26 protein-coding genes and 2 pseudogenes are annotated in these 24,166 nt (G+C 63.2%); 20 read left to right on the top strand and 8 right to left on the bottom strand.

Translation table 11 applies throughout. The features are described from left to right. Positions 1-110 precede the first annotated feature (110 nt). Entirely contained in the window at positions 111-707 is a 597-nt protein-coding gene (thpR, locus tag ACYG9Y_RS25975; RefSeq protein WP_023738021.1) for an RNA 2',3'-cyclic phosphodiesterase, read from the top strand. Here the strand turns inward: thpR and ACYG9Y_RS25970 are convergent. Beyond that, a pseudogene (locus tag ACYG9Y_RS25970) lies at positions 611-1,137 on the bottom strand (low molecular weight protein-tyrosine-phosphatase). The gene thpR and the pseudogene ACYG9Y_RS25970 sit on opposite strands and share 97 nt — an antisense overlap. Before the next feature lie 104 nt (positions 1,138-1,241). Here ACYG9Y_RS25970 and ACYG9Y_RS25965 point away from each other — a divergent pair. The 5 genes from ACYG9Y_RS25965 (at position 1,242) to ACYG9Y_RS25945 (ending at position 4,645) form a co-directional block, all read left to right on the top strand. Beyond that, positions 1,242-1,538: a 4a-hydroxytetrahydrobiopterin dehydratase gene (locus tag ACYG9Y_RS25965; protein ID WP_023738023.1), complete on the top strand. Its 297-nt coding sequence runs from the start codon at positions 1,242-1,244 to the stop codon at positions 1,536-1,538. Positions 1,539-1,657: 119 nt separating this feature from the next. Continuing rightward, on the top strand, positions 1,658-2,020 hold the full coding sequence (locus tag ACYG9Y_RS25960; RefSeq protein ID WP_023738024.1) for a YkvA family protein: 363 nt from the start codon (positions 1,658-1,660) through the stop codon (positions 2,018-2,020). A 314-nt stretch (positions 2,021-2,334) separates the two neighbouring features. Then, positions 2,335-2,838: an invasion associated locus B family protein gene (locus ACYG9Y_RS25955; RefSeq protein WP_023671718.1), complete on the top strand. Its 504-nt coding sequence runs from the start codon at positions 2,335-2,337 to the stop codon at positions 2,836-2,838. A 110-nt stretch (positions 2,839-2,948) separates the two neighbouring features. Beyond that, entirely contained in the window at positions 2,949-4,181 is a 1,233-nt protein-coding gene (gene rlmN / locus ACYG9Y_RS25950) for a dual-specificity RNA methyltransferase RlmN (protein ID WP_023710246.1), read from the top strand. After that, positions 4,178-4,645, top strand: coding sequence for a hypothetical protein (locus ACYG9Y_RS25945; protein ID WP_023694539.1), 468 nt, complete (start codon positions 4,178-4,180; stop codon positions 4,643-4,645). The genes rlmN and ACYG9Y_RS25945 overlap by 4 nt, the downstream gene beginning before the upstream one ends. Here ACYG9Y_RS25945 and ACYG9Y_RS25940 read toward each other — a convergent pair. Beyond that, positions 4,617-5,258 (bottom strand): LysE family translocator, encoded by a 642-nt coding sequence (locus ACYG9Y_RS25940; protein WP_023671715.1) that lies wholly within the window; start codon positions 5,256-5,258, stop codon positions 4,617-4,619. The two genes, ACYG9Y_RS25945 and ACYG9Y_RS25940, sit on opposite strands and share 29 nt — an antisense overlap. A 188-nt stretch (positions 5,259-5,446) precedes the next feature. Here ACYG9Y_RS25940 and ACYG9Y_RS25935 point away from each other — a divergent pair, with 188 nt between their 5' ends. From ACYG9Y_RS25935 to ACYG9Y_RS25925, 3 genes are all read left to right on the top strand, one after another. Then, positions 5,447-6,679: an argininosuccinate synthase gene (locus ACYG9Y_RS25935; protein WP_023738025.1), complete on the top strand. Its 1,233-nt coding sequence runs from the start codon at positions 5,447-5,449 to the stop codon at positions 6,677-6,679. A 139-nt stretch (positions 6,680-6,818) separates the two neighbouring features. After that, the gene (locus ACYG9Y_RS25930) at positions 6,819-7,241 is read left to right on the top strand and encodes a hypothetical protein (protein WP_023710248.1); all 423 of its coding nucleotides are present in this window, start codon (positions 6,819-6,821) and stop codon (positions 7,239-7,241) included. 185 nt (positions 7,242-7,426) lie between these two features. Further along, a complete protein-coding gene (locus ACYG9Y_RS25925) occupies positions 7,427-7,735 on the top strand; it encodes a hypothetical protein (protein ID WP_023694543.1) in 309 nt (102 codons plus the stop codon). A gap of 99 nt (positions 7,736-7,834) precedes the next feature. Here ACYG9Y_RS25925 and ACYG9Y_RS25920 read toward each other — a convergent pair whose 3' ends face one another. Next, positions 7,835-8,632: a lytic murein transglycosylase gene (locus ACYG9Y_RS25920; RefSeq protein WP_023671711.1), complete on the bottom strand. Its 798-nt coding sequence runs from the start codon at positions 8,630-8,632 to the stop codon at positions 7,835-7,837. 293 nt (positions 8,633-8,925) lie between these two features. Here ACYG9Y_RS25920 and ACYG9Y_RS25915 point away from each other — a divergent pair, with 293 nt between their 5' ends. The 7 genes from ACYG9Y_RS25915 (at position 8,926) to ACYG9Y_RS25885 (ending at position 15,526) form a co-directional block, all read left to right on the top strand. Continuing rightward, entirely contained in the window at positions 8,926-10,023 is a 1,098-nt protein-coding gene (locus tag ACYG9Y_RS25915; RefSeq protein ID WP_023738026.1) for a zinc-binding metallopeptidase family protein, read from the top strand. A gap of 62 nt (positions 10,024-10,085) precedes the next feature. Next, positions 10,086-10,685 carry a DUF1236 domain-containing protein gene (locus tag ACYG9Y_RS25910; RefSeq protein ID WP_023671709.1) on the top strand — a complete coding sequence of 200 codons (600 nt, stop codon included), beginning with the start codon at positions 10,086-10,088 and terminating at the stop codon, positions 10,683-10,685. 147 nt (positions 10,686-10,832) lie between these two features. Next, positions 10,833-11,783, top strand: coding sequence for a CPBP family intramembrane glutamic endopeptidase (locus ACYG9Y_RS25905; protein WP_023738027.1), 951 nt, complete (start codon positions 10,833-10,835; stop codon positions 11,781-11,783). 383 nt (positions 11,784-12,166) lie between these two features. Next, complete coding sequence (ffh, locus tag ACYG9Y_RS25900) at positions 12,167-13,753, top strand: signal recognition particle protein (RefSeq protein WP_023671707.1); 1,587 nt, start codon at positions 12,167-12,169, stop codon at positions 13,751-13,753. 7 nt (positions 13,754-13,760) lie between these two features. Continuing rightward, positions 13,761-14,087 carry a chorismate mutase gene (locus ACYG9Y_RS25895; RefSeq protein ID WP_023671706.1) on the top strand — a complete coding sequence of 109 codons (327 nt, stop codon included), beginning with the start codon at positions 13,761-13,763 and terminating at the stop codon, positions 14,085-14,087. A gap of 104 nt (positions 14,088-14,191) precedes the next feature. Further along, positions 14,192-14,593, top strand: a complete 402-nt coding sequence (gene rpsP, locus ACYG9Y_RS25890; RefSeq protein WP_023671705.1) for a 30S ribosomal protein S16 — start codon at positions 14,192-14,194, stop codon at positions 14,591-14,593. A gap of 87 nt (positions 14,594-14,680) precedes the next feature. Continuing rightward, on the top strand, positions 14,681-15,526 hold the full coding sequence (locus ACYG9Y_RS25885; RefSeq protein ID WP_023738028.1) for an acyl-CoA thioester hydrolase/BAAT C-terminal domain-containing protein: 846 nt from the start codon (positions 14,681-14,683) through the stop codon (positions 15,524-15,526). Between the two features lie 87 nt (positions 15,527-15,613). Here ACYG9Y_RS25885 and ACYG9Y_RS25880 read toward each other — a convergent pair whose 3' ends face one another. From ACYG9Y_RS25880 to ACYG9Y_RS25870, 3 genes are all read right to left on the bottom strand, one after another. After that, positions 15,614-15,877: a YMGG-like glycine zipper-containing protein gene (locus ACYG9Y_RS25880; RefSeq protein WP_023683830.1), complete on the bottom strand. Its 264-nt coding sequence runs from the start codon at positions 15,875-15,877 to the stop codon at positions 15,614-15,616. 152 nt (positions 15,878-16,029) lie between these two features. Further along, positions 16,030-16,557 (bottom strand): SRPBCC family protein, encoded by a 528-nt coding sequence (locus ACYG9Y_RS25875; RefSeq protein WP_023738029.1) that lies wholly within the window; start codon positions 16,555-16,557, stop codon positions 16,030-16,032. 14 nt (positions 16,558-16,571) lie between these two features. Beyond that, entirely contained in the window at positions 16,572-16,982 is a 411-nt protein-coding gene (locus tag ACYG9Y_RS25870; RefSeq protein WP_023738030.1) for a DoxX family protein, read from the bottom strand. Positions 16,983-17,339: 357 nt separating this feature from the next. Here ACYG9Y_RS25870 and ACYG9Y_RS25865 point away from each other — a divergent pair, with 357 nt between their 5' ends. Further along, on the top strand, positions 17,340-17,747 hold the full coding sequence (locus tag ACYG9Y_RS25865; protein ID WP_023738031.1) for an ACT domain-containing protein: 408 nt from the start codon (positions 17,340-17,342) through the stop codon (positions 17,745-17,747). A 3-nt stretch (positions 17,748-17,750) separates the two neighbouring features. Here ACYG9Y_RS25865 and ACYG9Y_RS25860 read toward each other — a convergent pair whose 3' ends face one another. Both ACYG9Y_RS25860 and ACYG9Y_RS25855 read right to left on the bottom strand, forming a co-directional pair. Further along, the gene (locus ACYG9Y_RS25860; protein WP_023671699.1) at positions 17,751-18,203 is read right to left on the bottom strand and encodes a GNAT family N-acetyltransferase; all 453 of its coding nucleotides are present in this window, start codon (positions 18,201-18,203) and stop codon (positions 17,751-17,753) included. Positions 18,204-18,428: 225 nt separating this feature from the next. Beyond that, the gene (locus ACYG9Y_RS25855) at positions 18,429-19,463 is read right to left on the bottom strand and encodes an aspartate-semialdehyde dehydrogenase (RefSeq protein WP_023671698.1); all 1,035 of its coding nucleotides are present in this window, start codon (positions 19,461-19,463) and stop codon (positions 18,429-18,431) included. A gap of 422 nt (positions 19,464-19,885) precedes the next feature. Between ACYG9Y_RS25855 and ACYG9Y_RS25850 the strand changes: the two genes are divergently transcribed. From ACYG9Y_RS25850 to ACYG9Y_RS25840, 3 genes and pseudogenes are all read left to right on the top strand, one after another. After that, positions 19,886-21,727 (top strand): DEAD/DEAH box helicase, encoded by a 1,842-nt coding sequence (locus tag ACYG9Y_RS25850; RefSeq protein WP_023738032.1) that lies wholly within the window; start codon positions 19,886-19,888, stop codon positions 21,725-21,727. 265 nt (positions 21,728-21,992) lie between these two features. Next, a pseudogene (locus ACYG9Y_RS25845) lies at positions 21,993-23,182 on the top strand (integrase core domain-containing protein). A 201-nt stretch (positions 23,183-23,383) separates the two neighbouring features. Continuing rightward, positions 23,384-24,106 carry a DUF805 domain-containing protein gene (locus ACYG9Y_RS25840; protein ID WP_023740120.1) on the top strand — a complete coding sequence of 241 codons (723 nt, stop codon included), beginning with the start codon at positions 23,384-23,386 and terminating at the stop codon, positions 24,104-24,106. Positions 24,107-24,166: the final 60 nt, after the last annotated feature.

Below are 24,166 nucleotides of genomic sequence, written 5' to 3'. Positions count from 1 at the left end.
GCCCGGGTCGCCTGTTCGTAAAAATGCCTGCAACCAACAAACCACTTGCCCCGTTTGACTATCGATGATTCGCTAGGGGCACAGTTCGATTCGAGGAAGGGAGGCTCACCATGCCGCGTCTTTTCACCGCCCTCGAAATACCCCGTGACGCCGCTCTTTCGCTGTCCCTGCTCAGGGGCGGCCTGCCCGGAGCCCGCTGGATCGATGTCGAAAACTACCATCTGACGCTGCGCTTCATCGGCGACGTCGAAGGCCATATCGCCGACGAAATCGCCAACGCGCTCGACCGGGTGCACCGCCCATCCTTCTCGCTCACCCTGTCCGGAGTTGGCGCTTTCGGCCAGAAGAAGCCGCACGCCGTCTGGGCCGGCGTCTTCGCCTCGCCCGACCTTTCGGCGCTGCAGAGCGAAATCGACCGCATCTGCCAGCGGCTCGGCTTGCTTGCCGACCCGCGCAAGTTCACCCCGCATGTTACGCTGGCACGCTTGCGCAATTCGAGCCCGCTCGACGTCGCGCAGTACCTGTCGGCGCGCGGCAATTTTTCGACGCTGCCGTTTCGCGTCGGCCGCTTCGTGCTGATGTCGTCGCGCGATTCGGTCGGCGGCGGTCCCTACATTGTCGAGGAGGCGTGGCCGCTCTCCGGCGTCGACGCCCGCGCCACCAATCTCGTCGCCAGCGCCTCCGACGCTTCGCGGATCATGCGGTAGACCGAAGCGAACGCTTCGGCCCCGTTATAATAGGGATCCGGCACGTCGCGGGTTTTGCCCTGCGCAAACTCTGCCAAGAGATGAATACGTTCGCGGGCACCGGCCGGCGCCAACGCCTTGAGGTCGCGGACATTTTGCCGATCCATGCCGAGGATCAGGTCGAAGCGCGAAAAATCCCCCGGCCTGACCTTGCGTGCCCGCTGCCCTGATATGTCGAGGCCGTGGCGGGCCGCAATCGCGATCGAGCGCGGGTCGGGCGCTTCGCCGAGGTTCCAGCCGCCGGTCGCCGCAGAGTCCAGCACGATGTCGTCCAGCACCATGTCGCGGCCGCGTTCCGCCAGCACGGCGCGAACACGCCTTCGGCCAGGGGTGAGCGGCAGATGTTGCCGAGGCAGACGAAGAGTATGGAATTTATCGGCTTTACGCTCATTCGATATGCGCCGTTCGTGCATTTGGAAGCCCAAAACGCAAAGGACTTTTGGGCGACTTGCATTATGGTGAGGGTCGATATCTGGGATAGCACGGGAAATCATCATGACGAGAGAGAAACTCAGCAAGGACGCCATCGCCGGCGCACTGGCCGAACTGGCCGGCTGGTCGCAGGCAGCCGATGGCGCCTCCATCAAGCGCAGCTTCGACTTCAAGAATTTTTCCGAAGCCTTCGCCTTCATGACCCGCGTCGCGCTGGCCGCCGAGAAGATGGACCATCATCCCGACTGGTCGAACGTCTACAAGACTGTCGACGTGACGCTCAACACCCATGATGCCGGTGGTGTCACTGCGCTCGACATCGCGCTGGCCAAGAAGATGAATGGGTATGCTGGCGGCTGAACGCTGGGGCGGCAACGCCAAATCGGCGCCATCCTCTTGCAGTGGACCGGGACTTTCACCACATTTTCCGTGGCGGCCGCGCGCAACGCGTAGCGCGACGGCCGGCAAGGAGAGGATTGATGGCGCAGCAGCCCGGTTTTGATTTCTTCGGCTTCGGCAGCAAGCTCGGCGACGAGAGTGAAGTGCGCGCCAAATTCTGGCGCACGGCCAAGAAGGCCGCCCGGCAGATTCCGTTCATGGAAGAGGTCGTCGCCGGCTATTATTGCGCGCTCGACAGGAAGACGCCTTTGCGTGCCAAGGGCATATTGCTGGCAGCGCTTGGCTATTTCGTGCTGCCGGTCGACGTCATACCCGATTTCGTCTTCGGCCTCGGCTTCACCGACGACATCGCCGTGCTGACCGCCGCGATCTCCACGGTAAGCGCCCATATCACCCCTGCGCACCGCAAGGCCGCCAAGGCGGCGATCGCCGACAAGAGCTGAATCGGCGTCGCGTTGGCAACTGGGTTCAGAAGAAATCCTCCGCTCAAACAGGACGATAGCGGCTTGGCTTCGGGTTCCGCTGCGGCCGTTGGAAAAGTCAAACTCTTGCCGCTTTCGTGGCCTCCAAGTCGCCGCAGGGACATTGCGAAAGCCGTTTTTTCAAGAAGCGGCGCGGAAATGGCGGTGGTTTCCATGGGTGAATGTCCTTTTCCGAGGGAAATTCACCGTTTGGTAACCCAGATTAAATCAAAATGAAGCGACGGGCAGGACGCCAAGCCGGCCTGCCCCGCACCATTTGGAATACGGGAAAAGCGATGCGCGGATTGATTGCACTAGTCTCGAGCCTGGTCCTGGTGGCTTTTGCCGCGCCGGCGCTGGCGCAGCAGGCGACCAAGATCGGCCAGCACAATGCCTGGGGCACCTACAGCTACCAGGCGCAGGGCGGCAAGGTCTGCTATGTGCTCACCGTGCCGACCGACAAGCAGCCGCCGACGCTCGATCACGGCGACATGTTCTTCTTCGTCAGCCAGCGGCCGGGCCAGCAAGTGTCCTACGAGCCGCAATTCATCGCCGGCTACACATTCCAGGAAGGCTCCAAGGCCACCGTCACCATCGACAAGAAGACGTTCTCGATGTTCACCCGGGGCAAGTCGGCCTGGGTCGAGAACGCCGCCGAAGAGCCGGTGCTGATCGCCGCCATGAAGACCGGCACCGACATGAAGGTCTCGGCGAAGTCCGGCCGCGGCAATCCGACGACCTATGTGTTTTCGCTGAAAGGCATCTCGGCCGCGCTGACGTCGATCGCCAAGTGCAAGTAGGCTGGCGCGGTTCCCGCCGCATGACTCTCGCCGCAACCTGTGCTATGCGCCGCGCTTCTTTTCGGCACGATGGATGAAATCGGCCGCAATTCGCTTATATTGGCGCTGATATGACCCTTTCCTTCGATCTCACCACTGAGGGCGCACGCGACGCGTTGCGCGCTCGCGCCACGCCCGAGAAGCCGTCGCTGATCGGCCTGACCCGGGCCGAGCTCGGTGAAGCCCTTGTCAGTGCCGGCATCGTGCCCGAGCGCCAGGCGAAAATGCGCGCCCAGCAGCTCTGGCACTGGATGTATGTGCGCGGCGTCTCCGATTTTGCCGGCATGTTCAACATCTCCAAGGATCTGCGCGCCGAACTCGACAAGCATTTTACCGTCGCCCGGCCCGAAATCGTCGAGGAGCAGATTTCCTCCGACGGCACGCGCAAGTGGCTGTTCCGCTTTCCGCCGCGCGGTGCCGGCCGTCCCGTCGAGATCGAGACCGTCTACATCCCCGAAGAAGGCCGCGGCACGCTCTGCATCTCCTCGCAGGTCGGCTGCACGCTGACCTGTTCGTTCTGCCACACCGGCACGCAGAAGCTGGTGCGCAATTTGACGGCGGAAGAGATCCTGGCGCAATTGCTCACCGCCCGCGACCGGCTCGGCGATTTCCCCGACCGCGACACACCCGACGGCGCCATCGTCCCTGCCGAGGGCAGAAAAGTCTCCAACGTCGTCATGATGGGCATGGGCGAGCCGCTCTACAATTTCGAGGCGGTGAAGAAGGCGCTGCTGATTGCCTCCGACGGCGACGGACTGTCGCTGTCGAAGCGCCGCATTACGCTCTCGACCTCCGGCGTGGTGCCCGAGATCTTCCGCACCGGCGAGGAGATAGGGGTCATGCTGGCGATCTCGCTGCACGCCACCAATGACGATCTGCGCGACCTGCTTGTGCCGATCAACAAGAAGTATCCGCTGAAGGAACTGATCGAGGCCTGCCGCGCCTATCCCGGCCTGTCCAACGCCAAGCGCATCACCTTCGAATATGTGATGCTGAAGGACGTCAACGATTCCATCGAGGACGCCAAGGGGCTGATTAAGCTGCTCAAAGGCATTCCAGCCAAGATCAATCTGATCCCGTTCAACCCGTGGCCGGGCACCAACTATCAGTGCTCGGACTGGGAGACGATCGAGAAGTTTGCCGACTACATCAACAATGCCGGCTATGCCTCGCCGATCCGCACGCCGCGCGGCCGCGACATCCTGGCCGCCTGCGGGCAGCTCAAATCCGACTCCGAACGCATGCGCAAGGTCGACCGCCTGGCGCTGGAAGCCATGATGATTGCGGGGCATGGCGAGGCGTGAGCCGCCTCTTCGCCTATATCCTCCGTTTCGCTGTCATCCTGTTCGGCTATGTCGTCGCCTCATTGGCGGCGAGCGCCTTTCTCAACGTGCTGTTCCTGGCTTCCGTCGGTTATATGCCGGACGATGCGCACCCAGCGGCGGCCGCGGCGCTGTATTTTTCGATCCCGTTCGTGGCGCTGTTTGTCGCCTATTTCGCTTTCATACCGGCGGTGGTCGCAATCCTGATCTCCGAGGTCCTCAGCCGCCGCGACTGGCTGTTCTATGCACTCGCGGGCGGCTTGGTGGCCGCGGCCTTCCTCGGCTTCGTCCACCAGAACGTGGATTTCGACGTCACCGAACCGCGCGCCATCGCCGCGGTGATCGGCTGCGGCATGGTCGGCGGCATCTTCTACTGGCTAAGCGCCGGCCGCTGGGCCGGAAGCTGGTGGCAGGCCGCTACTTCGCCTGAGCGGTCAGGATCTTGAGCGCGAAGGCCGAAAACACACCGGCAAAGAGATAGTCGACGACCCGCGTTACGCGCGGGCTGGCCTTCATCGCCGCCGAAAACCTTTCCGCGGCAAACACCATCGGCGCCGTCACAGGGATCGACAGCACGATGAACATGAGGCCGAGGGAGAACAGTTTTCCCGGCGCGTTCGGATCGTGAGCCGAGACGAACTGCGGCAGAAACGTCATGAAGAACAGGATGATCTTCGGGTTGAGCAAATTGACGCCGAGTCCGGCGGCCCAGCTGCGGAACAGCGAAATCTGCGGGCCATTCTTCTTCTGCGGTGAAAACGCCGAGCCCTTGGTCATCGCCTGCCAGGCCAGGAACACCAGATAGACGGCGCCGAAGATTTTCAGCACCAGGAAGGCCATCGGCGAGGCGACGATCAGCGCCGAGATGCCGACCGCCACCAAAGTTGTATGGATCAGCGTTCCGAACAGAGCACCCGCCAGCGAGGCAAAGCCGGCGGCGCGGCCCTGGCTCAGTGTTCGCGAGACGAACAGCGTCATATCCGGCCCCGGCGTGATCGCCAGGATCATGGTGGCGATGGCGAACTGGATCAGTGTTGTGGTGTCGGGAATGAAGGACATCGGTGGCCCCTGGCGAATGATCGTCGGTCTATAACGCAGCCTCCCCGCTCACGCCAGCAACTGACTAGCGTGGCATCTGGTCCAGCGGCTGCGGCGGCCGGCGCCCGTTCATCCCTTGCGCTGGCCGGAAATGCCGTGATACCTCGCCCGCGAAACTCACGCGCGGAACCGCCAAAATGTCCCCAGCAATGCCCAAGACAAAAGACGTCAAGAAGGTCGTGCTCGCCTATTCCGGCGGTCTCGACACCTCCATCATCCTGAAATGGCTGCAGACCGAGCTCGGCGCGGAAGTCGTCACCTTCACCGCCGATCTCGGCCAGGGTGGCGAGCTGGAGCCGGCGCGCAAGAAGGCCGAGATGATGGGCATCAAGGATATCCGCGTCGTCGATGTCCGCGAGGAATTCGTCGCCGACTTCGTATTCCCGATGTTTCGCGCCAATGCCGTCTACGAAGGCACCTACCTGCTCGGCACCTCGATCGCCCGGCCGCTGATCTCCAAACACCTGGTCGAGATCGCCAGGGAGACCGGGGCCGATGCCATTGCGCATGGCGCCACCGGCAAGGGCAACGACCAGGTCCGTTTCGAGCTGTCGGCCTATGCGCTGAATCCCGACATCAAGGTCATCGCGCCGTGGCGCGACTGGTCGTTCAAGTCGCGCACCGACCTGATCAACTTCGCCGAGCAGCACCAGATCCCGGTGGCGAAGGACAAGCGCGGCGAAGCACCCTTCTCGGTCGACGCCAACCTCCTGCACTCGTCCTCCGAGGGCAAGGTGCTGGAAGACCCGTGGAGCGAGCCGCCGGAATTCGTCCATCAGCGCACCGTCTCGCCGATGGACGCGCCGGACGCGGTCACCGAGATCGAAATCGAATTCTTGAAGGGCGACCCGATCGCGCTGAACGGCAAGAAGCTGTCGCCGGCCGAGATGCTGACGGCGCTCAACGATCTTGGCCGCGACAATGGCATCGGCCGGCTCGACCTGGTCGAGAACCGCTTCGTCGGCATGAAATCGCGCGGCGTCTACGAGACCCCCGGCGGCACCATCCTGATCGTCGCCCACCGCGCCATCGAATCGATCACGCTCGACCGCGGCGCCGGCCACCTCAAGGACGAGTTCATGCCGCGCTACGCCGAGCTGATCTACAACGGCTTCTGGTTCTCGCCCGAGCGGCTGATGCTCCAGGCGATGATCGACAAGAGCCAGGAAGACGTCGAAGGCACGGTGCGCCTGAAACTCTACAAGGGCAATGTCATGGTCACCGGCCGCAAATCCAAGAAGACGCTCTATTCCGACGCGCTGGTCACCTTCGAGGATGACCGCGGCGCCTACGACCAGAAGGACGCCGCCGGCTTCATCCGCCTCAATGCGCTGCGGCTGAGGACGCTGGCGGCAAGGAGCCGCAAGGGTGAACCAAACTAGTGTTCCAGGAAAACCCGGCGGTCACGCAGGGTTTTTATTTGGTACCTCTAATATAAGAGGCCAAGCTGGCTGACATGGTTTCCGTTGACCTTTTAAAAGCCTCATCTAAATTCCTTCGCGGGACGGAGGGATTCTGATCGTGAAAAACGCCATTTTTCTCATGCTTGCGGCGGCCATCGTCTTTACCGGATGCCAGTCCTCGCAGGCGGCCGCAAAACGCGAGCAGGACGGGTGCATCTCCGCCGTCCATCTATGGAGCATCACGTTCAAGCACGAAATCGCCTCTTTCATGGGCGTCTCGCAGGAGCGCATGCCGGCCCTGTTCTGCCAGCGCATCACCGAAGGAGTACGCAGCGGGCGGATCAGCTACTCCGATTTGAACAGAGTGCAGCTAGACCTGCCGACCGAGATATGGCTGGTCATCAAGGGCAAGTCAAAGGCGGCTGCCAGGGCCGCGCCGGTGCTGCGCAACTCCAAATTCCGGAGCTGCAAAGGTACTGAAGGCGCCTTCGAGGTTCCTATTTCCCAGAAGTGCCCGTTGAGCGGCTACGCACATTATTGAGAGCCCAGGCGCTCAGCCGGCATTTGCGCCAACGATCGAGCAATTCGAGAAAGAGCATGCCCGACTTTGTCCGTAACTGCGTAAAAACAAAGAAATAGAGCGGCGGCAAAGAACTCAGTGCTTTTCCTGCTTGATCTTTTCGGGCCCTTATCTAGCCTCCTCACAATCGATGGGGGCAGCTGACAATGAAGCCGTGGTTTGTGGCCCTGCCTGCAATGGTCGTCATGCTGGCCGGTTGCCAGACTGGGCAGGAGCAAGTGAGACAGGATCCCGAGGCGGCATTCGATCGCTGCGTCAGCAAGGTGGCCATATCGAATATATCGGCCAAACACGAGATCGCCGCTTTTATGGGCGTTTCCCTGGAGCGCATGCCGCCACTGCTGTGCCGCCGCCTTGTCGATGCCATGAAGACCGGCCGGCTGACCTTCTCCGACATAAACCGCCTCCAGTTCGACCAGTCCACGGACATCTGGAAGGTCATAAAAGGCGGTTAGCCGCTTGGCTGCTGAACGGTTTGACCGCCAAAAGCTCCAGTCCTTGCAGAAAAGCCCGCGCATGGCCGGGCTTTCCGTTCTTCGATCTGGATATTTCTATCAGCCGCCGTCGATCGCGTCGGCGATCTGGGCGATGGCCTGCTGGTAGACGCTGGCGGAATTCCAGCCGGCGATGGCCCCCATATTCGCACTCGCGCTCGCACCCGCCCGCCAGCCATGAGCCTTGAGGAAGTTGGCCGTCGAAGCCAAGGCCGTCGCCTTGTCGCGCAGATTTCCGTTGCCGACGCCATACTTCAGGACATTGCCGGGCAGGAACTGCGTATGGCCGATCTCGCCATGCGCAGCGCCGACCGACGAGGCGCTCAGCGCGCCGCGATCGACCAGCTTCAGCGCCGCAATGGCGTGCGGGTAAAAGAACCCCGGGCGACGGCAATCATAGGCAAGCGTCAGAATGGCGGAGACCGTGTTCTGGTTGCCCAGGGAGGCTCCGAAGCCGGTTTCCATGCCCCAGATGGCCAGCAACACGCCCGGCGACACCCCGTAATTGCTCTCGATCCTGTCGAACATCGCCGCATTCGACTTCTTCAGCGCACGGCCCCTGGAAATGATCGCAGCTCCGCCACGGCGCTTCATGAAGGCGTCCACCGAACCGCTGAACGCCTTGTGGATGGCGCGGTCGACGGAGATTGTCTTTGTCGCGTAGCTGGCACCGGCCAGAGCAGCCAGACCCTTCCCGCCGACACCTTCGGACCTGGCCTGCGCGGCAAAGTCCTGCTTCCACGCTTCGAAGCCCGCGCCGGTCTTGCCGCAGCTGGCCGCCGCCTGCGCGCCCGTCGCCAGCGCGAGTACCGCGACCACCGCGGCAGCAATAATCTTTCCCTTGGCAAGCAATGCCATGCTTTCTCTCCTGATTGCCTGAATCACGTCCCGGTTGCGAACTTGCCAGCGAAACGCGCCATTGTCACCGTACCCCCGGCGCTACCCTGGCCAATGCAGCGGAATTTGCTTACGATCAAGTGCTTATTGTGGCCGAAACGCCCGGCGCCGGGCAGGCGAATTCGCTGCTCGGGTAAAAAGAGGTGACGGGGGCATGGAACGGCGGCCCGTGGCGGGCGTTTGGGCGAGGCGCCGCTCCGCACCATATTCCTCCTCTGACGCCATACGCCAACGCCTGACGCATCGAGATCGACATGAAACTGTTCGACTGCCCGCATTGCGGCCACCGCCTCTACTTCGAGAATGCGCAGTGCCTGAATTGCGGGAGTCTCGTGCTTTACGATCCCGAGCATGCGCGCTTTGCCTTGTCTGACGTCGACGGCATCTTCCACTGCAGCAATGCGGATGAATGCGCCTGCAACTGGATGGCCGAACCGGGTCATACCTACTGCCGCGCCTGCGTGCTGAACCAGCTGATCCCCGACCTCTCCGTCGACGGCAACCGCCGCCGCTGGATTCGCGTCGAGGCGGCCAAGAAGCGCGCCGTCTATTCGCTGCTCGCCTTCGGCCTTCCGGTCGCGCCCAAGCACAAGCACGGCGACGAAATCGGCCTCGCCTTCGACTTCATTGCCGATCCGATCGGCGGCGGTCCCGGCGGCGAACGCATCCTTACCGGCCACGACAACGGCCTGATCACGCTCAACGTCGCCGAGGCGGACTCGGCCGAGCGCGAGCGGCGTCGCGTCGAGATGGGCGAAAATTACCGCACGCTGCTCGGTCATTTCCGTCATGAGCTTGGCCATTACTACTGGGACCGGCTGATCCGCGACGAGCCGCAACGGCTCGATGCCTTCCGGGCGCTGTTCGGCGACGAACGCCCCGACTACGAGCAGGCGCTGAAGGCCTATTACGCCAATGGCGCTGCGCCCGACTGGCAGCAGAACCACATCTCCGCCTATGCGACGTCGCATCCATGGGAAGACTGGGCCGAGACCTGGGCGCACCATCTCCACATCACCGACACGCTGGAGATGGTGCACGCGCTGAATTTTCCACTCGGCCAGCTTGAGACGATGGAGACCAATGTGCTGCCGCAAGGCGACACCGGCGGCCGGTTGCAGGCGGCGCCCGCGGAACCTGACGCCGTGCCCGAGCCGTTCGAAAAGATTCTGGCCCGCTGGCTGGTACTCTCGGAAGCCTCCAACTCGATCAACCGCTGCATGGGCCTGCCCGACCTTTATCCCTTCGTCATTTCGGACGTGACGGCGCAGAAACTCAGCTTCGTGCATGAGCTTTTGACCGGTTTGCCGAAAGAAACCGGAACAAATCGTGAGCTGGCGTCGGTATTTTAGCCGGAACGCATGCGTTCTGGTTTCGTTTGGTGTCGCGAGGGACCATGAAAGGGAGAGAAACCATGAGACGCATATTGTTTCCGGCCGTCGCCGGGGCGCTTGTCGCGATGTCGGGTGCGGCACTCGCCGATACCGCCGTCTCGGCCGTCACCGATCTTAATGTGCGCGCCGGCCCCGGCCCGCAATATCCTGTGATCGGCGTGCTCGCCGCCGGCCAGTCGGCGACGCTCAATGGCTGCATCGAAAACAGCAAATGGTGCACCATTGCGGAAGCCGGAGGCCAGGGCTGGGTCTATTCCGACTATGTCACGGCCGATTTCGGCGGCAACCGGGTCGTTCTGACACGCCGCCCCGCCAACGCCGCCATCACCGTGGTTACACCGCCGCAGGATGATTATCCCGATACCTATACCGGTGCGATTCTGTCCGACGACGGCCCCGTCGACGCCATCGACAGGCCACCGGCGGAAGTCGGCACCTATGTCAGCACGCACCGGCTCGATCCTGTCTATCTCGAGGGCGAGGTGGTGACCGGTGCCACCTTGCCCGACACGGTCGAACTGCGCGAAATCCCCGACTACCGCTACCGCTACGTCTATGTGAATGGCCAGCAGGCGCTGGTCGACCCGCAGACACGGCGCATCATGTACGTCGTGCGCTGATTTTGCCTGGAAAGGATGACAAGTGAACTCGTGCCGCCCTCCTGCCGAGGCTGAGGGCGGCAAAAGGGTCGCTGAACAGCAGCAATTGCGCGAGAGCCGACGATCCCCTAGATCATGCGACCCGATGCGTTCGGCAGAGGAACTCGCGTGATATCAGATCCAGCCGCCTTCGAGCGCTATAGCAACACGGCCACCGAAAAGACGAACCTGCCGCGGCTGATAATTGGAACGGCGGTCGTCGTCCTGTTCTGGGTGGCGATCACCCTGGTTGTGGTGCTTGGCGGCACCTATGTCGCGATCGTCTGGCATGTATTGCCGGACGATCCGCGCGGGCCGCTTCAGGGCTTTCTGGCCTCGCCCATCGGCATACTCACCGCACTCACCTCGTTTACCGGCATCTGGCTCGGCCTCTGGCTTGCCATGCGTTTCGTCCATGGCGAGCCGCTCTCGGCGCTTTTCGGCGCCAGTCGCCGCGTGTCCTTGTCGGGCTTCCTCAAGGGCCTGGTTGCGGTGCTGATCACATCGGCGCTTTCCGAAATCCTGCTCTACTGGCTACAGCCCGAAATCGCCCGCGGCACGATCAACCTGTCGACCTGGCTGCTGTTCCTGCTCCCGATCGTGGCGCTGACCCTGCTGCAGACCTCGTCCGAGGAGATGCTGTTTCGCGGCTATCTGCTGCGCGGCCTGGCCAAGCGCTTCGAGAGCCCTTACGTGTGGGCGCTATTGCCCGCTTTGCTGTTCACCTCCTTGCATTGGAGCCCGGGCTCGAGCCCCGCCATCAACGCCTGCGTGCTGGCCTCGATCGCCGCCTTCGCCTTGCTGTTGACGCTGGTGGTTTATGTCACCGGCAATCTCGGCGCCGCCTTCGGCGCCCATCTCGGCAACAATCTCACCGGCTTCCTGCTGATCTCGCATCAGGAGAACTACAATTCCTTCGCCCTGTTCAACGCCAAGCCGCTGGAAGGTCCGGACTGGACGACGACGGATGCCGTCATCATCGCCGCCATCGGTATCGTCTGCACCTTGCTGACGATCCTGCTGCTTCTGCACCCGCGCTCGCCGCTGAAGGTTACGGCCGACCCTCGGGATGCAGGGTGAACTAAACAGGGACCGATCCAGAGACCGGGAAGCCGCCCTTGTCTTGACTCTTCGGCCGATTTCCTGTCTACAGCCCCGAAATCCGCGACGAGTATCCCTCCGAGCAAGCCGACCAGGACGCCAAAACCTTTTGAGGTGGGTGCTGTAAACAGATCCTGGAGGCCAACACCCGGCAGCGCTGAGCGCCCCCGGGTGCTTTTTGGTTTTGAGCTTTGCTTGGATGAGCGGCGCGAACGCACTACCTCTCGGGCACCATCGGGGTGCCTGAGAAAAAGGAAACGGAATGTTTGAATCGCTGCAGGAGCGCACAAGAGGCGTGGCGGGCCATCGGCCCGACAGGGATCACCATGAATCCAAGGCGCTCTCGCGCGGCGGGTTGACCAATGTTTGAATCACTTCAGGAGCGCCTTGGCTCCATCCTGAACGGCCTGACAGGCCGCGGCGCGCTGTCGGAGGCTGATGTCTCGGCGGCGTTGCGCGAGGTGCGCCGTGCGCTGCTCGAGGCGGACGTTGCGCTGGAAGTGGTGCGTTCCTTCACCGACAAGGTGCGCGAGAAGGCCGTCGGCGCCGCCGTCGTCAAGTCGATCAAGCCTGGACAGATGGTCGTCAAGATCGTCCATGACGAGTTGGTCGACATGCTCGGCGCCGAGGGCGTCGCCATCGACCTCAATGCGCCGGCGCCGGTCGTCATCATGATGGTCGGCCTGCAGGGCTCCGGCAAGACGACGACCTCCGCCAAGATCGCCAAGCGCCTGACCGAGCGCCAGAACAAGAAGGTTCTGATGGCCTCGCTCGACACGCGGCGGCCCGCGGCGCAAGAGCAGCTGCGCCAGCTCGGCGAGCAGGTCAAAGTCGCGACCCTGCCTGTCATTGCGGGCCAGAACCCGGTCGACATCGCCAGGCGCGCCGTCCAGGCAGCCAAGCTCGGCGGTCATGACGTCGTCATCCTCGACACCGCCGGCCGCACCCATATCGATGAGCCGCTGATGGTGGAGATGGCCGACATCAAGAAGATGTCGAGCCCGCACGAAATCCTGCTGGTCGCGGATTCGCTGACCGGCCAGGACGCCGTCAACCTTGCCAAAAGCTTCGACGAGCGCGTCGGCATCACCGGCCTGGTGCTGACCCGCATGGACGGCGATGGCCGTGGCGGTGCCGCGCTTTCGATGCGCGCCGTCACCGGCAAGCCGATCAAGCTGATCGGCACCGGCGAAAAGATGGACGGGCTGGAGGAATTCCACCCCAAGCGTATTGCAGACCGCATCCTCGGCATGGGCGACATCGTCTCGCTGGTCGAAAAGGCCGCCGAAAACATCGACGCCGAGCAGGCGGCGGCGATGGCCAAAAAGATGCAGTCGGGCAAGTTCGACCTGAACGACCTTGCCGGCCAGCTTCAGCAGATGTCGAAAATGGGCGGCATGGGCGGCATCATGGGCATGATGCCCGGCATGGGCAAAATGAAGGACCAGATGGCGGCCGCCGGCCTCGACGACAAGATGTTCGGCCGCCAACTCGCCATCATCTCGTCGATGACCAAGGCCGAGCGCGCCAATCCGGACATGCTGAAACATTCGCGCAAGAAGCGCATCGCCGCCGGCTCAGGCACGGATGCGGCCGAGATCAACAAGCTCTTGAAAATGCATCGCGGCATGGCCGACATGATGAAGGCGATGGGCGGCAAGGGCAAAGGCGGCGGCCTGATGCGCGGCATGATGGGCGGCCTTGCCTCCAAGATGGGCCTCGGCGGCATGATGCCGGGTGGCCCCGGCGGCATGATGGGTGGCGGCATGCCCGACCTCTCCAAGATGGATCCCAAGCAGCTCGAAGCCTTGCAGAAGCAGATGCCCGGCCTTGGCGGCATGAAGGGCCCGCCCACCCCGAGCGGCGGTGGCCTGCCCGGTCTGCCCGGCGGCATGAAGCTTCCCGGCCTTGGCGGCGGTGGTCTGCCCGGCCTCGGAAAGAAGAAGTGAGGACGCTATGAACGAAGAAAAAGACATGGCCGACGCACGCACCATCCTGGCCGGCTATCGCGCCTCGATCGACAACATCGACGCCGCCCTCATTCATATGCTGGCCGAGCGCTTCCGCTGCACCAAGGCGGTCGGCGTGCTCAAGGCCGAGCATGGCCTGCCGCCCGCCGACCCGGCGCGCGAGCAGGAGCAGATCACCCGCCTTCGCCAGCTGGCGAAGGACGCTCATCTCGACCCCGATTTCGCGGAAAAATTCCTCAACTTCGTCGTCCGCGAAGTGATCCGCCATCACGAGCAGATCGCCGCGTCCAACGGCGCAAGCAAAACCGGCTAACAAAGTGCATGTCGCCCAAAAGTGCGCAGCGGTTTTGGGACAACGACCTGCACCAGACAAAGCCATTAACCCAACACTGAAATCAGAAATTTAGGAGAAATGAAATGCCCTTGAAGATCAGACTGGCCCGTGCGGGCTCGAAGAAGCGCCCTTACTACCACGTCGTCATTGCCGACGCCCGTTCGCCGCGCGACGGCCGGTTCATCGAGTCGATCGGCTCGTGGAACCCGCTGCTGCCCAAGGACGGCGAGCGCGTCAAGGTCGACGCCGACCGCGTCAAGCATTGGCTGTCGCACGGCGCTCAGCCGACCGACCGCGTGCTGCGCTTCCTCGATGAGGCCGGCCTCCTCAAGCGCGAAGCCCGCTCCAACCCGAAGAAGGCCGAGCCCGGCAAGAAGGCGCAGGAACGCGCCTCTCTGCTGAAGAAGGCCCAGGAAGACGCTGCCGCCGCCGTTGCCGCCGCTGCTGCAGCCCCGGCCGAAGCGGAAGCCGCCACCGCCGAATAAGCATCGCGTCATCGCATCGACAAAACGGCGGGCCTGTGCCCGCCGTTTTGCTAATGTGCGGCGATGTCATATGCGTTCGAACGAAAGATGACTGAGCGGACCGTCACGGAAGAGACCCTTTTCGGCGGCGTAGCCGGAACGCTGTTGCGATGCGCCGGCGCCACGACAGGCGTCGTCGTGCTCAGCGGATCGAGCGGCCGCATCGACGTCACCCGCGCCCGGCTCTTTGCCAAGGAAGGAGCATCCGCTCTCGCGCTGCAATGGTTTGGCGGCGAAGGTCAGGTGCCCGGCATTTGCGAGATCCCGCTCGAAACGTTTTTCGCGGCGACCGACTATCTTGTCCAGATGGGATGCCGGCGCATCGTCTATGTCGGGACCTCGAAAGGCGCCGAGGCCTCCCTGCTTGCGGCGGCTCACGATCCACGCATCGGCCTCGTGGTTGCGATCAGCCCGACATCGGTGGTCTGGGGCAATATCGGGCCGGGCCGCGACGGCGTCAGCTGGCCGGAACGATCGTCGTGGACGCTCGAGGGGATTCCTTTGCCGTTTGTCCCAAGCAATCCCGCTTGGAACGCTGAGTATGTCGACGGTCTGGTGTCCTACCGGGGGCTCTTCCAGCGTGCCTTGCAAACCTTCAAGGACGCAGCGGCCAAGGCTGCCATTCCCGCCGAAGCTATTTCAGCCGACATTGTTCTGGTTGCGGGCGGCGACGACGCGCTATGGCCATCGCTGGATTTTGCCCAGTCGATCGTTCGGCGTCGCCAGGACACAGCAATGACCACCTGCCTCGTCTCAGTGCCCGACGCCGGCCACCGCATTCTGCTGCCGGGCGAAAACACGCCGCGCTCGGGGCTGCACGCCCATGGCGGCAATGACGACGCCGACACACGCCTGGGCCGCCTGGCTTGGGAGCATATCCGGGGATTGCTGTAGCGCAGGCAGCCATGGTCCAGCTGCCTTGGGCAACAGCGAAACCGGCGATCTATAGCCGCCGGTTTCCGATGTTGGACCTGGCTGTGTTCAATAACCGTCGGGGCAGCTGGCGATATAGGTGCGCCCGTTGCGGCCGCGGTAGCGACATTGACCGCTTTCGCTGGCACGGCCGATCAGCGCGCCGGCTACGGCGCCGACGGCGCCGCCGACGACGGCGCCCTGAACCGGATCATTTGCCACAGCTGCGCCAACCGCCGCGCCGCCGAGCCCGCCGACCGCGGCACCCTTTTCGGTTTGCGAGCACGCACCCAGTGCGGTCGCCAGTACCAGAATGATCATCGCTTTTTTCATTGTCGTTCCTCTCTCACGCGGATCGCCGTCCTCGCCGCCACGGCTCTAACTCCCAGACAGCTGATTTGATCCCGAAGACGTGAGAGATCCCGGTGCGCGCGCCTGTCACATTCGTGCCGACCGCCGCCGAGCTTGTTGAAATGCAGGACGTTTTACCTTTCAGTGGCCTTCTTCAGATTGGCGAGGCCAGCCTCGAAATCCTTGCCGATCAGCGTATCGAAATTCATGAAGAGGCCCAAAAGCTTGGCAATGAAGGGCCGGCTGCCGCGCATTGCCCAGGTGACTGCGGTGGTGTCGCCCGAGGGCTTCAGGGTGAAGTCGACGCTGTTGTTGGCCCGGAACGGCTTCTCGAAGTCGAGCTTCAGCGACACCAGCGAGGATGGCACGGAATTGACGATCTCCATGCGTCCCTTGCCGGCCTTGGCATTGCCTTCCCAGGCGTAGGCGGCGCCCTTGCCGGCATCAGCGCCCGACTGCGTGCGCTTCATCAGCGGGTCGAGCTTTTCGTAGGGTGACCACTCCGGCCAGTGCTTGAAATTGTTGATCAGCGGAAAGATCGCTTCCGGCGCGGCCTTGATGCTGGCGGTGCGGGCGGTGACGAAATCATTCGACCTCGTCGCCGCATTGATGAGCACGGCGGCGATGATGACGACCAGGAGGATGAGAATGGTGCTGAGCATGTTTTTCTCCTCGCTTAACGGCTGAACGGGATCAGGGCGCGCACGCTTGGGTCGCGCAGATAGAGACCGCCCCACAGGATGATGCCGAGATAGACGCTAAACAGCGTGTGCGAAAACAACGGGCTGCCGACGCGCATATTTGTGGCGATGGCGCCGCCGAGATAGCCGGTGAGCAGGATGGCACCGAGCACCGAGGTGCGGGGCAGCGCATAGAGCGCGGTCGAGATCAGCCCGATAATGCCGAGCGTGCGCGCGACATTGACATCGGCCGGCCAGCCGAGCGACACCATGGTCTGGGTGACGACATCGAGCGGCGGCAGCTTGATGACGCCATCGAAGATCATGAACAGGATGATGAGGCCGCTGAGCACGCGGCCGGTCCACAGGGCGCCCGACGAGACGGGCATGGTTTGAGAAATACTCACGGGTGTTCCCTCCTAAGTGGTTCGAGCCGTTTGCTGGCTTCGGACCAAGGACGAGCGATGGGGCGGCGATCCTACAGGGTGCGGATTCTTTTTGGGTAGCAGCAAGCAAAAGCCGCTGCGTGGCGATCCTTCACACCCCCCTCTGGCCTGCCGGCCATCTCCCCCGCAAGGGGGGAGATTACACGCTCGACCGCTCCGGCAATGTTCCATGAATGAGCGGAGCATCGAAACCGCCGATCTCCCTCCTTGCGGGGGAGATGCCCGGCAGGGCAGAGGGGGGCGCTGTCCCTCCACCTTGACGGACTATCGACATCCACCAGTCACGGCTATTGATAGGGCTGGGCGAGAGACGAGCGAATGGCCGGCGAGACTGATCTGAAAAAGCTGCTGGCGGCGATGACGCCGGAACTGCTGCCGGACGTCTACGTGTTCGCTACGCTCACACCTGGAATCAGCCGGCAGGCAGGCCTCGATCCCGTGATGGTCTTTCGCGAGCGCGAGGGTGTGACACTGATCGTGACCGAGGACGCGGCACGGGCGGCCGGGCTGACCGCTTCGTTCCGCTGCCGCATGATCACCCTGAACGTCCACTCCTCGCTAGAAGCCGTCGGCTTCCTCGTCGCCATCACCGCCCGGCTGGCCGCCGCCGGCATGGGCGTCAATCCGGTCTCTGCTTTCTATCATGACCATCTGTTCGTGCCCGCTGAGCGGGCCGAGGAAGCGATGGAGTTATTGCGCCAACTGGCCAAGGATAACGCCGGCTGAATATCAAGCTCGACGCACGTAGAGAATATCCGGCAGGCCTTCTTCGTTGGTGGTGCCCGCGCCGAACGCCTCGGGGCGAAAGCCATGGCGCTCGTAGAAGCGACGCGCGCCGGTGTTGGCCTGGAAGCAATGCAGTTTAACGATCCGTAGCGCGGCGGTCGCTTGCACCAGCAGCCGGCTGCCTATGCCTTGCCCCGTCCAGGCGGGGTCGAGATAGAGCTGTTCCACCCAATCGCCGCTGAGGGCAATGAAGCCGACAATGCCGGTGCCGGCCTCGGCGACCGTCACCTGCTGCCGGGACAGCACGATCTCGCGGATGAAGGCAAGATCCTCATCCGGCGTGTGGATGACCGGCATCCAGGAGAACGAGCCAAGTGCGGCCCGCATGACAATGGCGATGGTCGCGGCATCCAAAGCCGTGGCGGGGCGCAGCACGATTTTGGTGGGATCGTTCAAAGGCGTTTCTCAACAGAGGTCAGCGCTGCCCTCATCCCCCTGCCGGGACCTTCTCCCCGTGAACGGGGAGAAGGAAGGCTTCGGCCGAAGGCCGAGCCCGCGACTACGGGCCGCCGGCTTTCCGGCGCCCCGCGGAGGGCCAGCCGCGGCAGCGGCGATACGGCCCGTGAGCGATAAACGGAATCGGCCGAAGGCCGAACCCCGTGAGCGAAAACAAACCAGCCGTCAGGCCGCCTTCTTCTTCGGCTGGATCAGGCCGCGCTCGACCAGAAGCTCGGCGATCTGCACCGCGTTGAGCGCCGCGCCCTTGCGCAGATTGTCGGAGACGATCCACATCGACAGGCCGTTGTCGATGGTCGAATCCTCGCGGATGCGCGAGATGAAGGTGGCGTCCTCGCCGGCCGATTCCAGCGGCGTGATGTAGCCGCCATCCTCGCGCTTGTCCAAGACCTGGCAGCCTGGCGCTTCGCGCAGGATGTCGCGTGCCTCGTCGGCGGTGATCGGCTTTTCGAACTCGATGTTGACGGCTTCGGAATGGCCGATGAACACCGGCACGCGCACACAGGTCGCCGTCAGCTTGATCTTGGGGTCGAGCATCTTCTTGGTCTCGGCGACCATCTTCCACTCTTCCTTGGTCGAGCCGTCGTCGAGGAAGACGTCGATATGCGGAATGACGTTGAAGGCGATGCGCTTGGTGAACTTCTTGACCTCGACGCCATCGGCGACGAACACCGCGCGGGTCTGTGTAAAGAGTTCGTCCATGCCCTCCTTGCCGGCGCCGGATACCGATTGATAGGTGGCGACGACGACGCGCTTGATGGTGGCGACATCGTGCAGCGGCTTCAGCGCCACGACCAGCTGCGCCGTCGAGCAGTTCGGATTGGCGATGATGTTCTTGCGGGTGAACAGCGAGATCGCATCCGGGTTCACTTCCGGCACGATCAGCGGCACGTCCTGGTCGTAGCGGAAGGCCGACGAGTTATCGATGACGACGCAGCCCTGCTTGCCGATCTTCGGCGACCACTCCTTCGAGACGTTGCCGCCGGCCGACATGATGCAGATGTCGGTGTCGGAAAAATCATACTGGTCGAGCGTCTTGACCTTCAGCGAACGGTCGCCGAACGACACTTCGGTGCCCTGGCTGCGCCGCGAGGCCAGCGCCACGACTTCGCTTACCGGAAAGCCGCGCTCTTCCAGTATGTTGAGCATTTCGCGACCCACATTGCCCGTGGCGCCGACTACCGCAACCTTGAAACTCATCAGAAATCTCCTGTCCCTCTCCGCTTGGTTTTTGGAGAAAACCCGCCGGCCAATGCGGGTTTCGTCCCCCGGGCCGGACCCGGGAGAGGGTGGTTAGCCCAAGGGAATCACACCGTTTTGGTGGTGGTTTTGGCCATAGTTTTGCTGGAACGGTAAGACGCGCCAACGCGCCCGGCCCCATGATTGTGGCCGGGGAAGTCGAATGCAAGAAGAGCCATCAGAAGGCCGCGCATCGAAAATGATCCCGTTCGATGCCGGCTTTTACGCGGTTTGCGTCAGGAGTCAATTGCGGGAGGCACACGCCTGCTCTGTACAATAGCGGCCGCAAGAAGTACGAACGCCCAAATAGTGTTTGGCTGGCGTGCGTCAGCCCCGGCATGTGCTCCATGATGAGCCCAGACCCTGAATTCCGAAAGAGTGAGATGTCCAATTTCGAAGCTATTGTTCCTGCGCTGGCAGAGGCGCTGGAAAAACGCGGCTATACCGAGCTGACGCCGGTGCAGAAGGCGGTGCTGGAGCTCGGCGAGTCCGACGCTCTGGTGTCGGCGCAGACCGGCTCCGGCAAGACCGTCGCCTTCGGCCTCGCTTTGGCGCCGACCCTTCTGGGCAGCGCCGAACGTTTTGACCAGGCTGGCGCACCGCTGGCGCTGGCCGTGGCGCCGACACGCGAGCTCGCTCTGCAGGTGATGCGCGAACTGCAATGGCTCTACGCGCCGACCGGCGCCACCGTCGCGTCCTGTGTCGGCGGCATGGACATGCGCTCCGAACGGCGCGTGCTGGAGCGCGGCGCCCACATCGTCGTCGGCACGCCCGGCCGCCTGCGCGACCACATCACCCGCAACTCCCTCGACATGTCGGCGCTGAAAGCCGTGGTGCTGGACGAGGCCGACGAGATGCTCGACCTCGGCTTTCGCGAGGACCTCGAATTCATCCTCGATGCCGCACCGGCTCAGCGCCGCACGCTGATGTTTTCGGCCACCGTGCCGCGCTCGATCGCCACGCTGGCGCAAGGCTATCAGCGCGACGCCGTACGCATCTCGGCCGGCGGCGAGGAAAAGCAGCATCTCGATATCGAATACCGGGCGCTGAATGTCGCCTATCCCGACCGCGAGAACGCCATCATCAACGTGCTGCGCTTTTACGAGGCGAAGAACGCGCTGGTGTTCTGCAACACCCGCGCCGCCGTCAATCATCTGACGGCACGCTTCAACAACCGCAATTTTTCCGTCGTCGCATTGTCGGGCGAGCTCAGCCAGAACGAACGCACCCACGCGCTGCAGGCGATGCGCGACGGACGCGCCAAAGTCTGCATCGCCACGGATGTCGCCGCGCGCGGCATCGACCTGCCCAATCTCGAACTGGTCATCCATGCCGATCTGCCGACCAATCCCGAAACGCTGCTGCATCGCAGCGGCCGTACCGGCCGCGCCGGCCGCAAGGGTGTCAGCGCGCTGATCGTGCCCAACGGCGCCCGCAAGCGCACCGAGCGCCTGCTGCAGAATGCAGGGCTGAAGGCGACATGGGCGAGCCCGCCCTCGGCCGACGACGTGATCAAGCGCGATGACGAGCGCATCCTTGCCGATCCAGTCTTCGACGAGCCGGTAGCCGAGGACGAGCGCGGTTTCGTCGACACGCTTCTGGCCAGGCATGGCGCCGAACAGATTGCGGCCGCCTTCGTGCGCCAATGCCGCGCCAGCCGCTCGGCGCCCGAGGAGCTTACGGATGTCGCACCGTTCACGCCTTCGCGTGACAAACCGGCGGGCGAAAAATTCGAGCCCCGCGATGAAGCGCCAAGCCGGCGCGACGACTTCGGCGACAGTGTCTGGTTCTCGCTGTCGATCGGGCGCAAGCAAAATGCCGAGCCGCGCTGGCTGATCCCGATGCTGTGCCGCACCGGCAACATCTCCAAGCGCGAGATCGGCTCCATCAAGATGCAGCAGGATGAGACCTACGTGCAGATCGCGGCCGACTGGGCCGATCGCTTCCTCGCCGCCGTCGGCCCCGACAAGAAATTGCAGGGCAACATTGCGGTGAAGCGCCTGGACGGCACGCCCGACCTGTCGCGGGCCGGCTACCAGGCGCCGAAGCCCGACAAGAAGCCGCATCGCGGCAAGCGCCCGTTCGAGGCGCCGCAAAGCGCACACAAGCCGAAATTCGAGAAGCGGGAACGGCCCCCCGGCGATGCAAAGCCTTGGGCCGGGAAACCGAAATTCGACAAGGCTGGACCGCCGAAGAACAAGAAACCGAAGAAGCGGCCGGTTTGAGGCTCTTATCGGCCAATTACAGATGCAGGCGCTGCCCCTCATTGCCCTGCCGGGCGTTTCTCCCCGTATAGTGACGGGGAGAAAGGGCTGACCGCAGCCTTGGCGCTCTCTTGCAACGTTGGCGATTGGCGGAATCGTCGATAACAGCGACCCCTCTCCCCGCCACTATACGGGGAGAAATGTCCGGTGTCCGAACCGGATAGATAGGTAACAGAATGGACCGATAGCATGGGTGACAGTTTTCTTGTCCGCCGGAGGACCGGCGATGGTTTGGCGAGAGACTGGCATCATGGACGAGCGGCTACGGTTTGTTGTGGAGTGTCTTTCTAGGGATAAGACGATGGTTGCGCTTTGTGCGGCCTACGGGATCTCACGCAAGAACGGCTACAAATGGCTAGGACGCTATCGGACGTTTGGGCCTGAGGGTTTGCACGACCTGCCGCGAGCCCCGCTCAATCATGGCCGGGCGACAGCTCAGGACCTGGTTGAGCGGATTGTGGCGGCCAAGGAGCTGCATCCGCTCTGGGGTCCAAAGAAGATCGTGGCACGGCTCAGGCGCACGGCTCCCGAGTTCATGTGGCCTTCAGCCTCGACGGTCGGCGCGATCCTTGCGCGGCATGGGCTTGTCCGCGCCCGCAAGCGGCCACGGCTACGGGCCTGCGGCAATGGACCCTGGCCACAGCCGCAAGAACCGAACGCGGTGTGGACTGGCGATCACAAGGGCTGGTTCCGGACCCGCGACGGCTGGCGTTGCGAACCCTTGACGGTGATGGATGCGTCGAGCCGCTACCTCCTGGCGCTCGAAGCGACGGGGTCGACGGCCGATAGCGAAGCCTGGCCGGTGTTTGAGCGGCTGTTTGAAGAGCATGGCCTGCCAGATCGGTTCAGAAGCGACAATGGCCCACCCTTCGCATCGGCCGGCGTCACCGGACTGACGCCGCTTGTCGTGCGCTTCATCAAGCTCGGCATCACCTTGAGCGGATCGCACCCGGCAGGCCACAGCAGAACGGACGTCACGAGCGCTTTCACCTGACCATGCTGCCGATGGCCGAGGCACCGGAAGCCGACCGAACGGCACAGGGCCAGGCCTTCGAGACCTTCCGCCACAGCTACAATGAGGAACGTCCCCATGAGGCGCTGGGCATGGATACGCCCGCCCAGCACTACCGGTCCTCACAGCGCGCCATGCCCAGGACACCACCCGAGCCCGTCTATCCGGCCGAGGCCTCGGTCCGCCGCGTGCGCCACAATGGCGAGATCCGATGGAATGGCGGCTTCATATATGTCTCGCAAGCGCTGGCGGGCGAACCGGTCGCTGCGTTGGAGACCGAAGACGGACAATGGACACTCTCATTCCATGCCCACCCGCTCGGCTTCATCGACACACGGCACATGAAGCTTGTCCGCCGCAGCGCCGCGCCAACCAATCCGCTTGGCGCTGCGGCGGACGCATAGGGGGAGAGAAGTGTCACCTATGTATCCGGTTCAAAGTGTTACCCATCTATCGGCTGGACACCGGCAGGCAGGTGAGGGGCAGCGCCAACGCACCGGAAAATAAAGCAACTCATGCCTGAACCGTTCGCCCTCCATTTCGTCCACCCCCTTGCAGTCCGCCGCAACTTTGAACAGTCTGTGCCTGCACGGGGGCGAGGCTAAATGCGCGGCGAAGTTCTTCACTATGACGAGGCCCAGGGTTTCGGCTTCATCACCGGGGCGGACGGCAACCGCTACACCTTCGCGCGCGAGGATCTGCGCCGTGATACCGTGATCGCGAACGGCGCTGTGGTCGAGTTTCTGCCGGCAAGCGGTCAGGCGCGCGACGTTTTTTCAATCCGCGCCCAGCCCGCCAGTCCCGCCACCGCTGCGCCAGCGGCAAGCGCCGCGCCGCCCAAGGCGGCTGCCGGTTCAGCCGCCCCACAGCATTTCGGCCGCCTGGCGGAAGACGGCGCGGTTCGCGATAGCGGACTGCCGGGTTATTTCTGGCGAGGCGTGACGCGCAACTACATCAACTTCGCCGAACGCGCCCGCCGCAAGGAATTCTGGGGCTACTGCCTGTTCTGGACCGTCAGCTTCATCCTGGTCGGAATTGCCGGCGCCCTCGCCGACCAGGCCGTCGGCAATTTCGATGCCGGCAACTGGCCGATTGTGATGATCGGCGTCTGGGGGCTGTTTTGGCTAGCGACGTTCCTGCCCTGGGTCGGGCTCGTCGTGCGCCGCTTGCACGACATCGGCCTGACCGGCTGGCTGGCAATACCTTACTTCGCAATCACCTTCATGTTCGCTCCGGCTACGCTGATCCTCGCGCTGATACTCGGATTGATCCCGACCCAGGCCCACGAAAACCAGTGGGGGCCGGTGCCTGGAGGAGGCGGAGCCTAGACCCGCACCAAGAAATGAGCAGCCGGCTGTTTGCGGACAGCCGTGCTATAACAATGGCTT

The organism is Mesorhizobium sp. W050, assembly GCF_054719535.1.
This window is presented reverse-complemented; position numbering and strand designations above follow the sequence as displayed.

What these genes read in the sequence shown, in the direction of transcription:
- ACYG9Y_RS25935 (WP_023738025.1), top strand. Translation starts at nt 5,447, where the DNA reads ATGCCCAAGACAAAAGACGTCAAGAAGGTCGTGCTCGCCTATTCCGGC.
- ACYG9Y_RS25940 (WP_023671715.1), bottom strand. Translation starts at nt 5,258, where the DNA reads ATGTCCTTCATTCCCGACACCACAACACTGATCCAGTTCGCCATCGCC.
- ACYG9Y_RS25880 (WP_023683830.1), bottom strand. Translation starts at nt 15,877, where the DNA reads ATGAAAAAAGCGATGATCATTCTGGTACTGGCGACCGCACTGGGTGCG.
- ACYG9Y_RS25925 (WP_023694543.1), top strand. Translation starts at nt 7,427, where the DNA reads ATGAAGCCGTGGTTTGTGGCCCTGCCTGCAATGGTCGTCATGCTGGCC.
- ACYG9Y_RS25885 (WP_023738028.1), top strand. Translation starts at nt 14,681, where the DNA reads ATGACTGAGCGGACCGTCACGGAAGAGACCCTTTTCGGCGGCGTAGCC.
- ACYG9Y_RS25840 (WP_023740120.1), top strand. Translation starts at nt 23,384, where the DNA reads ATGCGCGGCGAAGTTCTTCACTATGACGAGGCCCAGGGTTTCGGCTTC.
- ACYG9Y_RS25965 (WP_023738023.1), top strand. Translation starts at nt 1,242, where the DNA reads ATGACGAGAGAGAAACTCAGCAAGGACGCCATCGCCGGCGCACTGGCC.
- ACYG9Y_RS25850 (WP_023738032.1), top strand. Translation starts at nt 19,886, where the DNA reads ATGTCCAATTTCGAAGCTATTGTTCCTGCGCTGGCAGAGGCGCTGGAA.
- ACYG9Y_RS25875 (WP_023738029.1), bottom strand. Translation starts at nt 16,557, where the DNA reads ATGCTCAGCACCATTCTCATCCTCCTGGTCGTCATCATCGCCGCCGTG.
- ACYG9Y_RS25910 (WP_023671709.1), top strand. Translation starts at nt 10,086, where the DNA reads ATGAGACGCATATTGTTTCCGGCCGTCGCCGGGGCGCTTGTCGCGATG.
- ACYG9Y_RS25865 (WP_023738031.1), top strand. Translation starts at nt 17,340, where the DNA reads ATGGCCGGCGAGACTGATCTGAAAAAGCTGCTGGCGGCGATGACGCCG.
- ACYG9Y_RS25855 (WP_023671698.1), bottom strand. Translation starts at nt 19,463, where the DNA reads ATGAGTTTCAAGGTTGCGGTAGTCGGCGCCACGGGCAATGTGGGTCGC.
- rlmN (WP_023710246.1), top strand. Translation starts at nt 2,949, where the DNA reads ATGACCCTTTCCTTCGATCTCACCACTGAGGGCGCACGCGACGCGTTG.
- ACYG9Y_RS25960 (WP_023738024.1), top strand. Translation starts at nt 1,658, where the DNA reads ATGGCGCAGCAGCCCGGTTTTGATTTCTTCGGCTTCGGCAGCAAGCTC.
- ACYG9Y_RS25955 (WP_023671718.1), top strand. Translation starts at nt 2,335, where the DNA reads ATGCGCGGATTGATTGCACTAGTCTCGAGCCTGGTCCTGGTGGCTTTT.
- ACYG9Y_RS25920 (WP_023671711.1), bottom strand. Translation starts at nt 8,632, where the DNA reads ATGGCATTGCTTGCCAAGGGAAAGATTATTGCTGCCGCGGTGGTCGCG.
- ffh (WP_023671707.1), top strand. Translation starts at nt 12,167, where the DNA reads ATGTTTGAATCACTTCAGGAGCGCCTTGGCTCCATCCTGAACGGCCTG.
- ACYG9Y_RS25895 (WP_023671706.1), top strand. Translation starts at nt 13,761, where the DNA reads ATGAACGAAGAAAAAGACATGGCCGACGCACGCACCATCCTGGCCGGC.
- ACYG9Y_RS25915 (WP_023738026.1), top strand. Translation starts at nt 8,926, where the DNA reads ATGAAACTGTTCGACTGCCCGCATTGCGGCCACCGCCTCTACTTCGAG.
- thpR (WP_023738021.1), top strand. Translation starts at nt 111, where the DNA reads ATGCCGCGTCTTTTCACCGCCCTCGAAATACCCCGTGACGCCGCTCTT.
- rpsP (WP_023671705.1), top strand. Translation starts at nt 14,192, where the DNA reads ATGCCCTTGAAGATCAGACTGGCCCGTGCGGGCTCGAAGAAGCGCCCT.